This is a genomic window from Rhodococcus sp. HM1, from assembly GCF_023218075.1.
GTDB lineage: Bacteria > Actinomycetota > Actinomycetes > Mycobacteriales > Mycobacteriaceae > Rhodococcus.
The window spans coordinates 1-10,931 of the sequence record NZ_JALPTB010000117.1; the positions used below are offsets into that span (position 1 = coordinate 1).

12 protein-coding genes are annotated in these 10,931 nt (G+C 69.2%); 5 read left to right on the forward strand and 7 right to left on the reverse strand.

Annotated elements, in window-relative coordinates:
* Window positions 1-157 precede the first annotated feature (157 nt).
* The 3 genes from M1M07_RS30880 to M1M07_RS30890 all read left to right on the forward strand — a co-directional run bounded on the left by M1M07_RS30880 (window position 158) and on the right by M1M07_RS30890 (window position 2,483).
* Complete coding sequence (locus M1M07_RS30880; RefSeq protein WP_197257709.1) at window positions 158-577, forward strand: HIT family protein; 420 nt, start codon at window positions 158-160, stop codon at window positions 575-577.
* Window positions 578-651: 74 nt separating this feature from the next.
* Window positions 652-1,686, forward strand: a complete 1,035-nt coding sequence (locus M1M07_RS30885; protein ID WP_197257711.1) for a Dyp-type peroxidase — start codon at window positions 652-654, stop codon at window positions 1,684-1,686.
* A complete protein-coding gene (locus tag M1M07_RS30890; RefSeq protein ID WP_248676597.1) occupies window positions 1,683-2,483 on the forward strand; it encodes a family 1 encapsulin nanocompartment shell protein in 801 nt (266 codons plus the stop codon). The genes M1M07_RS30885 and M1M07_RS30890 overlap by 4 nt, the downstream gene beginning before the upstream one ends.
* Before the next feature lie 92 nt (window positions 2,484-2,575).
* Here the strand turns inward: M1M07_RS30890 and M1M07_RS30895 are convergent, their stop codons facing one another.
* Complete coding sequence (locus M1M07_RS30895; RefSeq protein ID WP_248676598.1) at window positions 2,576-3,064, reverse strand: MarR family winged helix-turn-helix transcriptional regulator; 489 nt, start codon at window positions 3,062-3,064, stop codon at window positions 2,576-2,578.
* A 103-nt stretch (window positions 3,065-3,167) separates the two neighbouring features.
* Here M1M07_RS30895 and M1M07_RS30900 point away from each other — a divergent pair, with 103 nt between their 5' ends.
* Window positions 3,168-3,425 carry a hypothetical protein gene (locus tag M1M07_RS30900; RefSeq protein ID WP_197257715.1) on the forward strand — a complete coding sequence of 86 codons (258 nt, stop codon included), beginning with the start codon at window positions 3,168-3,170 and terminating at the stop codon, window positions 3,423-3,425.
* A 4-nt stretch (window positions 3,426-3,429) separates the two neighbouring features.
* Here the strand turns inward: M1M07_RS30900 and M1M07_RS30905 are convergent, their stop codons facing one another.
* Together M1M07_RS30905 and M1M07_RS30910 are read right to left on the reverse strand one after the other, a co-directional pair.
* Window positions 3,430-4,176, reverse strand: coding sequence for a PE-PPE domain-containing protein (locus tag M1M07_RS30905; RefSeq protein ID WP_248676599.1), 747 nt, complete (start codon window positions 4,174-4,176; stop codon window positions 3,430-3,432).
* 194 nt (window positions 4,177-4,370) lie between these two features.
* Complete coding sequence (locus M1M07_RS30910) at window positions 4,371-4,793, reverse strand: MarR family winged helix-turn-helix transcriptional regulator (RefSeq protein WP_197257716.1); 423 nt, start codon at window positions 4,791-4,793, stop codon at window positions 4,371-4,373.
* An 84-nt stretch (window positions 4,794-4,877) separates the two neighbouring features.
* Here M1M07_RS30910 and M1M07_RS30915 point away from each other — a divergent pair, with 84 nt between their 5' ends.
* Window positions 4,878-6,716: an ABC transporter ATP-binding protein gene (locus M1M07_RS30915; RefSeq protein ID WP_248676600.1), complete on the forward strand. Its 1,839-nt coding sequence runs from the start codon at window positions 4,878-4,880 to the stop codon at window positions 6,714-6,716.
* Window position 6,717: 1 nt separating this feature from the next.
* Here the strand turns inward: M1M07_RS30915 and M1M07_RS30920 are convergent, their stop codons facing one another.
* From M1M07_RS30920 to M1M07_RS30935, 4 genes are all read right to left on the reverse strand, one after another.
* Window positions 6,718-7,386 carry an isochorismatase family protein gene (locus M1M07_RS30920; RefSeq protein ID WP_197257717.1) on the reverse strand — a complete coding sequence of 223 codons (669 nt, stop codon included), beginning with the start codon at window positions 7,384-7,386 and terminating at the stop codon, window positions 6,718-6,720.
* A gap of 26 nt (window positions 7,387-7,412) precedes the next feature.
* Window positions 7,413-9,062 (reverse strand): (2,3-dihydroxybenzoyl)adenylate synthase, encoded by a 1,650-nt coding sequence (locus M1M07_RS30925; RefSeq protein WP_197257718.1) that lies wholly within the window; start codon window positions 9,060-9,062, stop codon window positions 7,413-7,415.
* A 22-nt stretch (window positions 9,063-9,084) separates the two neighbouring features.
* Complete coding sequence (locus M1M07_RS30930; RefSeq protein WP_197257719.1) at window positions 9,085-9,855, reverse strand: SDR family oxidoreductase; 771 nt, start codon at window positions 9,853-9,855, stop codon at window positions 9,085-9,087.
* Window positions 9,852-10,931: isochorismate synthase MenF (locus tag M1M07_RS30935; protein WP_248676601.1), on the reverse strand; the 1,080-nt coding region annotated here is incomplete at its 5' end. The genes M1M07_RS30930 and M1M07_RS30935, both read right to left, overlap by 4 nt.

A 10,931-nucleotide genomic window follows, 5' to 3' on the forward strand; every position in this document is an offset into this window, starting at 1 on the left:
GGTGCCGATGCGGTGACCGGCCCTGCGGTGCGTGCCGATCCCGCTCCTCCGGGACACGCAGCAAGGCAACAGGAAGAATCGGAGAGTATGACGGAGTATCGGATTTCTCGTCGACTGTTGTGAGCCTGCCGGCTCCACCGGTCGTGGATACGCGGTAATGACCTCGTGCGTCTTCTGCGCAATCGTCGCAGGTGAGGCTCCGGCAAGCGTCGTGCTCGACGAGCCGGACGTGATCGCGTTCATGGACATCCGGCCGTTCACGGCCGGACATCTGCTGGTCGTTCCGAAGCGTCACGCATCGGGTCTGGCAGAACTCGACCCCGAGGACGGGGCGCGCATCTTCGATGCGGGCCGGCGCATCGCCATCGCGCTGCGTTCCGGCGACCTGCCCGTCGACGGCGTGAACCTCTTCCTGGCCGACGGCACCGCCGCGGGGCAGGAGGTCTTCCACGTCCACCTGCACGTCATTCCGCGAAGGCACGGTGACGGGTTCGGTCTGCGTGCGGTACCCCGCAGTCCGAACCGGACCGTGCTCGACGGTACTGCCGCCGCGATCCGCGACGCTCTGTCGCGGTAGCGGCGGCACCGTCGGGTCGACCGGACGGCGGGTTGCGACGGGATTTGTCCGACCCGGTGATCTACGGTGCTCTTGTGGCCCGTGCGCAACCGATCCTGACGCCGCTCACCGAGGCGGCGATCTTCCTCGTCGCGACCGTCGACGAGGGTGGCGAATCCGACGTTCGTGACCTGCTCGAAGACCTCGCGGCTCTGCGCCGCGCGGTGGGATTCCGGATCCCCGAGGGTGGTCTGTCCTGCGTCGTGGGCATCGGCTCCCGACTGTGGGACCGGCTGTTCGACGGCCCGCGGCCGGCCGAGCTTCACGAGTTCGTCGAACTCGACGGGGGAGTGCACCGTGCCCCGTCCACACCCGGCGACCTGCTCTTCCACATCCGGGCCTCCTCTCAGGACCTGTGCTTCGAGCTCGCCGCCAAGATCGACGACAGGTTGCGCCCGGTGGCGACCTTCGTCGACGAGGTGCACGGCTTCCGCTACTTCGATCGTCGCGACCTGCTCGGTTTCGTCGACGGCACCGAGAACCCCGAGGACGAGGACGCGGTCGCCGCGGCTCTCGTCGGCGACGAGGACGCCGAGTTCGCCGGTGGTAGCTACGTGATCGTGCAGAAGTACCTGCACAACCTCGAGGCCTGGAACGCGTTGCCGGTCGAGGAGCAGGAACGCGTGATCGGCCGGACCAAACTCGACGACATCGAACTCGACGACGACGTCAAGCCGTCGAACTCGCACGTCGCGCTCAACAACGTCACCGATGCGGACGGCAACGAACGACAGATCGTGCGCGCCAACATGGCGTTCGGGAGCATCGGCAGCGGCGAATTCGGCACCTACTTCATCGGATACGCGGCCACGCCGGACGTCACCGAGCAGATGCTGCGCAACATGTTCCTCGGCAATCCGCCGGGCAACCACGATCGGATTCTCGACTTCTCCACGGCGGTCACCGGCGGATTGTTCTTCTGCCCGTCCGCCGAGTTCCTGGAGGATCTTCCCGCACCGCGCCGCACCGTGAACGCCGAAGCGGGTCCGGAGCCCGTCGACGGGCGTTCGACCACACCGGGCGACGGATCACTCGGAATAGGCACTCTCAGAAGGAGTTCGACGCGATGAACAACCTCTACCGCGATCTCGCCCCGATCACCGATGCCGCGTGGGCGTCGATCGAGGAGGAGGCGATCCGCACCTTCAAGCGGCACGTCGCCGGCCGCACGGTCGTGGACTTCTCCGGCCCGCACGGCGTCGATTTCGCCGCGGTCGGGCTGGGGCGCACCGAGACGATCGCTGCTCCCGCCGAGGGTGTGCAGTCGCGGCGGCACCGGGTCGCGCCGCTCGTCGAGCTGCGGGTGCCGTTCACGCTGTCCCGCGAGGAGATCGACAACGTCGAGCGCGGCGCGCAGGACTCCGACTGGGATCCGGTGAAGGAGGCTGCGAAGAAGATCGCGTTCGCGGAGGACCGCGCGATCTTCGAGGGCTACGCGGCGGCCGGGATCGAAGGGATCCGCGCGAGTTCGTCGAATCCGGCGCTGAACCTGCCGGAGGATCCGCGCGACATTCCCGAGGCGATCAGCCAGGCCTTGTCGCAGTTGCGTCTCGCCGGTGTCGGCGGCCCGTACTCGGTGCTGCTCGGTGCCGACGAGTTCACGAAGGTCAGCGAGACGGCCGATCACGGCTACCCGATCCGGGAGCAGATCCGCCGGCTCATCGACGGCGACATCATCTGGGCTCCCGCGATCGACGGCGCGTTCGTGCTCAGCACCCGCGGCGGCGACTTCGACCTGCAGATCGGTCAGGACCTGTCCATCGGGTATCTGTCGCACGACGCCGAGACCGTGCAGCTGTACTTCCAGGAATCGCTGACGTTCCTCGTCTACACGGGCGAGGCGTCCGTCGCGCTCCGCACCGCCTGACTCGTAGGCACCGAACCGTCGAACGGTCGCGCGCAGCCGGCCGCGCGCGACCGGCCGTTCGGTGGTTTGCGCCACTGCCTACCGGGTGGGCATCACTTGTGTTGCAGCGCACCGGCTTTCAACGCTGCCGCGTTGACGCGGCTCAGGACGGCGTGCAGCTCCTCGAGTTCGGAGATGTCCACACCGAGCGTGTCGACGACGGTACCGGGCACGGCCTCGGCGCGGCTCCGCAGCGCGCGACCCTCGTCGGTGAGGTCGACGACGAGCTGCCGTTCGTCGGCGGTGCTGCGGGTGCGCGTGATCAGGCCGAGCGCCTGCAGACGCTTGAGCAGAGGCGACAAGGTGGGCGAGTCGAGCTGCAGGACCCGCCCGATCTCCTTGACGGACAGCGGTGCCTGCTCCCACAGGACGAGCATCACCAGATACTGCGGATGGGTCAGTCCCAGCGGCTCCAGGATCGGCCGGTAGACCGCGAGTACTGCGCGATTGGCCACGGCGAGCGCGAAGCACACCTGACGGTCGAGGGTCAAGGGATCGTCCGCGCGGGTCGGTGTGAACGGAGCGGCGGCGTCGGAACTCATCTCGTCGAGGATACCAACAGTTAGTGCACGAACTTGTGAGGCTCGATCTGTCGTCGTCGACGTAGCACCCCCACCGGGGATTAGATTAGGCTAGCCTAATCGCATGATCGACGACCTCATCGAACTCGCGTTTGCCCAGGGTGCCGTGCGCGGGGTGTCCGTGGCCGCCGACGGCTGCGACGAATACCTGCTCGCCTCCTCGGGGACGGCGCCTGCGATTCGCGTGTGGGTGCGTCCCGACGGCCGCTTCTCGCGGGCCTTCGACAGCGACGACTGCCACGTGACGCTCGGTCAGGTCGTCGACCGGTGCGGCATCACCTACGATCGCCGCCGGGGCGGTTCCCTGGTGCGGCGAATGTAGGCCGTCAGCGCACGTAGTCGGGATATTCGGTGTGCAGGAGCAGGTATCCGGCGAGGTCCTCGATGAGCCAGTGCTCGCTGTCCTCCGGTGTCCGGGCGTCGCACACCGCATCGCCCGCGAGGCAGACGCGGTCCACCCGGATGTCACCGAAATCGTGGCGTCCGCCCGTGAGCGTGATGCCCGGGGCCACCTGTCCGGGGAACTGGGACTCGACGCCGTTCTCGTCGCGCGGATCCGCGTAGAGCACACCCCGGATGCGGTCCGGGGGAACCGAACCGTCGTGCGCGATCTCGGCCAGGACATCGCCCGCGACCGCGGCCCCCTGCGAGTAACCGAGAACGACGAGCTCCGAGTTCGGGCACACCGCGTGCTCCCGCGTGATCGCCTCGCGCAACCGGCTCTTGCCGATTGCTTTCGACTCGTCGTAGGCGATGCCGTCCGAGCCCTTGCTGGAACCGGAGTCCGGCACCGGCACGACCACCGCGGGATAGCGGATGTGTTCGACGATCGTGCCCGGCTGCCGGTAGCGCTCCGAGATCTGCGCCAGCGGCGACTCCGGGTCCAGGGAATCGATGGAATCGACGTTCTTGGTGCCGTCCACCGCGAGCACGAAACGTTCTGGGCAGGAGCCGGTTTCGTCCGGTGCCGCGCCGGCGGCCGGCGACGTCAGGAGGGCGGACATCGTGGTGATCGCGAGGGCCGCTGTGACCAGGCCGAAGCCGCGACGAACCGATTCGGGTGAGCCGACCATGCCGAACCTCCTGAGACCACGAGCCATCGAACAATCGCAGGGTACCGGGGTTCGGGATCCGGCCTCGTCCTCCAAATGAACCATTACGGGTGTGGCACTGGTCATGGCGTCGCAAGCCGCCGAACGGGACGACAGCGGCGCGCTGCCGACCGCGCGCTGTTGTCTATCCGGATTGCGGGAACCTCGAACTCCCGTCAGGGCTCGACGAGCTTGCGCAGGATCCGTGCGAGCTCGGCGCGGTCGTGGTCGTCGAGCGGGGCGAAGAACTCGCCGGCTTCGGCGTCGCGCGCCGCGTCGAGTTGCCGGGCGAGGTCGCGTCCCGCGTCGGTCAGTTGCACGCACACCGCGCGGCGGTCGGCGGGGTCGGGGATCCGCTCGGTGAGTCCGCGGGCCTCGAGCCGGTCGATCACCTCGGTGGCCGAGCGCGGCACGATCCGCAGCGCCTTGGCGACCTCGCCGAGCCGCAGCGGGGATCCGTCGGAGCCGCCGACGACGCGCAGGGCACGGTGCTCGTGAGGTGACAAATGCCACGGTTCGAGGGTCTCGTGCCAGCGTCGTCGCAGCGTGCGGGTGGCCGTGATCAGCAGATCACGCAACGTTGCGGGTGAATCGGCCATGGAATGAAGAGTACCGCATTTGACGTTTACCTCTTAGTGAGGCAACCTCAATACGTTACATCGACTCAGAAGGAGGTGGTGTACATGATGCACCTCCCCCCGGGCGGCGGTCCCGGCCCCGGACGACGGGGCAAGGTCGACCCCCTCGATCGACGCCAGCTTCAGGACTCACCCGTCAGCCTGCGCCGCATCGGTGCCCTCTTCGCGCCCTACCGCTGGCAGATCGCACTCGTGGTGGCGCTCATCGTCACCTCGTCCGTGATCTCCCTCGCCAGCCCCTTCCTCGTCCGCGCGGCCATCGACCACGCCATCCCCGAACAGAACGTCTCGCTGCTGCTGTGGGTCGTCGCCGGCATGCTCGCGGTGACCGTCGCCTCCTCGGTGCTCGGCGTCGCCCAGACCTGGATCTCCACCACGGTGGGCCAGCGCATCATGCACGGCCTGCGCACCCGCGTCTTCGCCCACCTGCAGCGTCAGTCCCTGAGTTTCTTCACCCGCACCCGCGGCGGTGAGATCCAGTCCCGGCTGACCAACGACATCGGCGGAATGCAGAACGTCGTGACCTCCACGGCCACGTCGATCGCCGCCAACATCACCACCGTCGTCGGCACCGCCGTCGCGATGGCCGTACTGAGCTGGCGGCTGTCGCTGCTCTCGCTCGTGGTGCTGCCGCCCGCGATCTGGCTGACCCGCAAGGTCGCGCTGATGCGCCGCGAGGTCACCGCGCGTCAGCAGCGCCGCCTCGCCGACATGCAGACCCAGATCGAAGAGGGCCTGTCCATCAGCGGTGTGCTCCTGTCCAAGACGCTCGGCACCGGACCGTCCATGTCCCGCCGCTTCGCGGACACCTCCGCCGAACTCGCGGATCTCGAGGTGCACGCGCAGCTGTCGGGCCGGTGGCGCATGGCCACCATGAACATCGTGTTCGCGGCGATCCCCGCGGTGTTGTACCTCGTGGCCGGCCTGCCCGCGACCTCCGGCGGCATGACCATCGGCACCCTGGTCGCCTTCACCGGCCTGCAGGCCGCGCTCTTCCGCCCCCTCATGAGCCTGCTCGACGTGGGCGTGTCCGTCACCGCGTCGCTGGCCCTGTTCAGCCGGATCTTCGAATACCTGGACCTGATCGTGGAGATCGACGAACCCGCCGATCCGGTCCGGCTCGACCTCGACCGGGTCGCCGGAGCGGTGCGCTTCGAGGACGTGAGCCTGTACTACCCGGGTGCCGACCGTCCCGCGCTCGACCACATCGATCTCGACGTGCCGGCCGGCGCGCAGATCGCCCTCGTCGGTGAGACCGGTTCCGGCAAGACCACACTCGGCTCGCTCGTCGCTCGCCTCCACGACCCGACGACCGGACGCGTCACGATCGACGGTGTCGATCTGCGCGACCTTCCGCTCTCCGACGTCGCCGCACTCGTCGGCGTCGTCTCGCAGGAGACCTACCTGCTGCACGCGACCGTGCGCGAGAACCTGCGCTACGCCAAGCCCGACGCCACCGACGCGGAGATCGAGGACGCCGCGCGCGCCGCGCAGATCCACGATCTGATCGTGTCGCTGCCCGACGGATACGACACGCTCGTCGGCGCCCGCGGGCACCGCTTCTCCGGTGGTGAGAAGCAGCGCCTCGCGATCGCCCGGACGCTGTTGCGGGACCCGCGCATCCTGGTGCTCGACGAGGCGACCAGCGCGCTCGACAACGAAACCGAACGGGCCGTGCAGCAGGCACTCGACGCCGCGCGCCGCGGCCGCACCACCATCACCATCGCCCACCGGCTCTCGACGGTGCGGGCGGCCGACGCGATCGCGGTGCTCGACCGCGGCCGGATCGTCGAATTGGGCAGCCACGACGAACTTCTCGCCCGCGACGGCCGCTACGCCGAACTCGCGATGCGGCGCGACGAACGCGTCACCGCAGTCGCGTAGGTCAGGCCCGCGAAGCGGCCAGGTCCCCGGCGACGTTCGCCGACGCCAGCGCGTCGACGACGTCGGCGGTGGGCAGCACGACCGCGCAGCGCGAGGCCACGTAGTTCAGCGCATCGGTGTGCTCGCGCCGCGAGAAATCGGCGGTGCCGTCGGAGACGAAGAAGACCTGGATGTCGTTCATGAATCCGTCGAGCGCGGTGGTCAGGCAGCCGATGTGCGCGTAGACCCCGGTGATGATCAGCTGGTCGCGGCCCCACGCGCGCATCCGCTCGAGCAGGTCGGTGCGGATGAACGCGCTGTAGCGCCACTTGGTGAGCAGGACGTCGTCCTCGTGCGGAGCCAGGTCGTCGATGATCGCGGTCTCGGCCGGATCGGCCGTCAGACCCGGACCCCAGAAGTCGAGCAGCAGAGCGCGATCGGCGGGATCCTGGTTGCCGGGCTGTGCGGTGTAGACGACCGGAACGCCCGCCGCGTGCGCGGAGTCGCGGATCCCGTCGATGTTCGGTACCACCGTCGCGAGGGGGTCGGCGGAGCGGTCGAACGAGCGCACGAAGTACTCCTGCATGTCGTGCACGAGCAGCACCGCACGCTCGGGGTCGATCGTCCAGGCCACCCTGTTCGCCGGCTGTTCTTCGGGCAGCGGATAGGACACGGACTCGGGAAGGGCCATGAGCGTCGCTTTCTCGGGTTGGGCGTTCAGTTCTCGAAGGTCGCGGCCAGTGCGCGCCGCAGTTCGTTCCGGCTGATCTTGCCGACGCCGGTCACGGGGAAGGCGTCGACGAAACGCACCTTGTCCGGGATCTTGTATCCGGCCAGGCCGCGTTCACGCAGGAAAGCCTTGAGCTCGAGTGCTTTCGGAGCTTCCCCTTCGGTCACGACGAATGCGCACGTGCGTTCGCCGAGGTACCGGTCGGGCATCGCCACGACGGCGGCGTCGAGCACCGCGGGATGGGCGATCAGATGGTTCTCGACCTCCTCGGCGGCGATCTTCTCGCCACCGCGGTTGATCTGGTCCTTGGCACGGCCTTCGACGACGATGTAGCCGCGTTCGGTGAGACGGACGATGTCGCCGGTGCGGTAGAAGCCGTCCGGGGTGAACGCCGTCGAATTATGTTCGGGGGCATTGTAATAGCCGCGGATGGTGTACGGGCCGCGGGTGAGCAGGTGCCCGGTGGCGCCGACGGGAACGGGAACGTCGTCGTCGTCGAGGATGCGGATCTCGTCATGCACGCTGATCGGCCGCCCCTGCGTGGTGACGATCGTGTCCTCGTCGTCGTCGAGACGCGTGTAGTTCACCAGTCCCTCCGCCATTCCGAACACCTGCTGGAGCGTGCAGCCGAGTTCGGGCCGCACTCGTTTGGCGGCTTCGGTGGGGAACTTCGCGCCGCCGACCTGCAGAACCTGCAGGGACGACAGGTCGCGCTCGCTACGGGCCCGCGCCGACAGCCACGCCATGGCGAGAGGCGGCACCAACGAGGCCATCGTGATCGCCTCGCGTTCGATCAGCGCGAACGCGGTGTCGGGGCTGGGATCCGGGGCCAGCACCACCGTGCCGCCGGTGTGCAGCACGCCGAGGATGCCGGGGGAGCTCATCGGGAAGTTGTGGGCGGCAGGCAGTGCCACGAGCATGCGCGTGTCGGCGTCGACCCCGCAGATGCGGGCCGATTCGCGCACCGAGTACAGGTAGTCGGAATGGGTCCGCGGAATCAGCTTCGGAGTTCCGGTCGTGCCACCGGAGAGCTGAAGGAAGGCAACCGATTCGGGGTCGAGTTCCGCCGCCGGGGCCGGCTCGTGCGCGCGCAGCGCGTCGAGTGCGGCGAACTCCGCGGCGTCACCGGCGACCACGACCGCCGGGGGATTGTCCAGGCTCGCGCACACCTCGCGGGCGAGGTTCCGGTAGTCGAATCCGCCGTTCTCCGCCGCCACGACGTACGCGGCGGCGTCGGCGAACCGGCAGAAGTAGCCGATCTCGGCGGCGCGGTGCGCGGGCAGCGCGAACACCGGCAGCGCACCCCGACGGAAGACCGCGAACAGCACCTCGGTGTACTCGACGATGTTCGGCAGTTGCACGACCACGCGGTCCCCCGCGTGCACGCCGAGTTCCGCGAGCCCCGACGCGATCCGGGCCGCGGACTCGTCCAGTTCACGGTAGGTCAGGCGTCGCTGTTCGCCGCGCGCATCGAGTCCGGTGACGGCGACCCGGTCGCCGAACTCGGCGGCACGCGCCGGCAGGAACTGCGCGAACGTCTCGGGGGTCCAGTACCCCGCTCCTCGATACAGCTCCGCGAATTCTTCGGGGTAGCGGGCGGTTTCGGCGAGCGCGGTGCGCCGCAGACCGGATGTCACGAAACGATCCTTTCGGGGATGCTCAGGCGCGCAGGGTCGCGCCACCGTCGACGTACAGGGCTTGCATGGTGATGTGCCGGGCGCGGTCGGAGAGCAGGAACTCGATCGCGTCGGCGATGTCGCCGGGTTCGGCGATCCGGCCGAGCGGGATACCGACCTTGAACTGGGCGGGGTCACCGGCGATCGCGCCGAGCGCGCCCGCGTCGTCGTCCGGGTCGGCCCACAGCGACCGCTGCATCGCGGTGTCGGTGGATCCGGGCGCGACGATGTTGGCGCGGATTCCGAATTCGGCGAGTTCGAGTCCGAGGACCCGCGCGATCATCGACACCGCGGCCTTCGACGATCCATAGGCCCCCATGCCGATTCGGGGCACACCCGCCGAGTTCGAGCCGACCACGACGATCGACCCACCTCGGCGGTCGCGCATCCGCCGGCCGACGGCGCGCAGCACCGACACCAGGCCGGTGACGTTGACGTCGTAGATGCGCTGCCATTCGTCCGGGTCGCCGTCGAGGATCGAGGCGGTGGAGAACACACCGGCGACGTGTGCGAGTTTCGTGATGGGGCCGTGCTCGGATTCGACGGTGTCGATCGCGAAGTCGACGGCGTCGGCGTCGCGGATGTCGACGGGGAAGGTGGGGGCGGGTTCGTCGAGCATCGCCGCGGTCTTGCGCAGACCTTCGGGGTCGCGGTCGGCGAGCACGACGCGATGCCCCGCCCCGGCGAGCGTGAGGGCGGTCGCGCGGCCTATGCCCTGCGCGGCGCCGACGACGAGACTGACGGGTGTGCTCACCGGTGTACCCCCAATGCATCGAGAACGGTTCCGAATTTGGTTGTGGTTTCGTCGAGTTCGTCCTGAGGATCGGACGCGGCGACGATGCCGCCACCGGCGTGCGCGGTGATCGTGCGGCCGTCGGCGTCCAGCACGGCGCACCGGATCGCGACCATCCATTCGCCGTCGCCGTCGGCGTCGCACCAGCCGATCGCGCCGGCGTAGAAGCCGCGGTCACCCTCGAGTTCGCGGATCACCTCGCGCGCGGCGACCGTGGGGGTGCCGCAGATCGCGGGGGTCGGGTGCACTGCGACGGCCAGGTCGAGGGCCGTGACGGACGAGTCGCGCAGGCGCCCGGACACCGGGGTGCCGAGGTGCCACAGCTGCCGGGTGCTGGTCAGCTGCGGCCGTTCCGGGATGTCGAGGTCGATGCACAGGGGTTCGAGGCTCGCGCGCAGGTCCGCGACGACGTGTGCGTGCTCGGCGAGGTTCTTGGCGGAGGCGGCGAGTGCCTCGCCTGTTCTGCGGTCGATCTCGGGATCGGAGTGGCGCGGCGCGGACCCGGCGAGGGGGTGCGCGGTGACGCGGTCGCCGCGGCGGCGGATGAGGACCTCGGGGCTGGCACCGACCAGGTACCGTCCGCGCCGGCTTCCGCCCGCCGGGCTCAGGTCGACGGCGAAACCGTTGCCGTTCGGGTCGTTTGCGGCCAGCCGGTGCAGCAGTTGCCCGGCGGTGACCGGACGTTCGGCACGCAGGACGAGGGCGCGGGCGAGAACGACCTTGGCGAGCTCGTCGTCCGACCGCAGCCGTGTCAGGGCGGTCGCGAGCCGGTCGAGGTGTTCGCGTTCGGACGGCAGTGCCGCGTCGATGACGATGGCGGGGAGTGCCTCGGCAGGGCTGGAGATCGGTGCGGGCGTGTGCGTCAGTGTCTGCGGGGCGGTCAGGGCTGCCGGGTGGTCCGGGTCGAACGGCAGTGCGCCGACGACGGCGCGGACCGTTCCCGCGCGCAGGGCCGCGGCGGCATCGTCGACGCGGGACCAGGATTCGGCGACGCCGTCGGCGACGACCGTGCCGTGGGGGCGGGACAGGGCGAAGGG

Bases quoted from the DNA above. Each gene is read 5' to 3' on its own strand.
- M1M07_RS30900 (WP_197257715.1), top strand. From the start codon at position 3,168: ATGATCGACGACCTCATCGAACTCGCGTTTGCCCAGGGTGCCGTGCGC.
- M1M07_RS30915 (WP_248676600.1), top strand. From the start codon at position 4,878: ATGATGCACCTCCCCCCGGGCGGCGGTCCCGGCCCCGGACGACGGGGC.
- M1M07_RS30920 (WP_197257717.1), bottom strand. From the start codon at position 7,386: ATGGCCCTTCCCGAGTCCGTGTCCTATCCGCTGCCCGAAGAACAGCCG.
- M1M07_RS30910 (WP_197257716.1), bottom strand. From the start codon at position 4,793: ATGGCCGATTCACCCGCAACGTTGCGTGATCTGCTGATCACGGCCACC.
- M1M07_RS30890 (WP_248676597.1), top strand. From the start codon at position 1,683: ATGAACAACCTCTACCGCGATCTCGCCCCGATCACCGATGCCGCGTGG.
- M1M07_RS30905 (WP_248676599.1), bottom strand. From the start codon at position 4,176: ATGGTCGGCTCACCCGAATCGGTTCGTCGCGGCTTCGGCCTGGTCACA.
- M1M07_RS30895 (WP_248676598.1), bottom strand. From the start codon at position 3,064: ATGAGTTCCGACGCCGCCGCTCCGTTCACACCGACCCGCGCGGACGAT.
- M1M07_RS30880 (WP_197257709.1), top strand. From the start codon at position 158: ATGACCTCGTGCGTCTTCTGCGCAATCGTCGCAGGTGAGGCTCCGGCA.